Annotated in this window: 1 protein-coding gene; it reads right to left on the reverse strand. The window is 70.0% G+C overall.

The window, feature by feature from the left end:
- Positions 1–290 (reverse strand): hypothetical protein (locus OSC30_RS16815; protein WP_267172999.1); only part of this gene is annotated, 290 nt, incomplete at both ends.

Genomic DNA, 290 nt, shown 5'->3' on the forward strand with positions numbered 1-290 from the left:
CGCGCGGAGTTGTAGTGCACCGAATAGTCGGTCGCGTAGAACACGTCCATGTCGGCACGGGTGAAGAAGTCGGGCGCCCCGTGCGGACCCTCTGTGACACCGATCTGCCATGAGGAGGTGATGGCGGGTCGCCGGTCGTGAGGCGTCGCGCCTCGGACCACTCCCAGACGCTCCCCCTCGGGGAAGGCGGGATGCGGCTGATCCGAGTCCGGGGATCCCGGCCGGAGCACGTCGCCCGGCACGAGGGCCCGCCCGGCGTGCCCACCGAAACCGCCCAGTGTGAAGGTGGA

Origin of the sequence: Frateuria hangzhouensis (genome assembly GCF_026410505.1) — a bacterium.
Classification (GTDB): domain Bacteria; phylum Pseudomonadota; class Gammaproteobacteria; order Xanthomonadales; family Rhodanobacteraceae; genus Frateuria_A; species Frateuria_A hangzhouensis.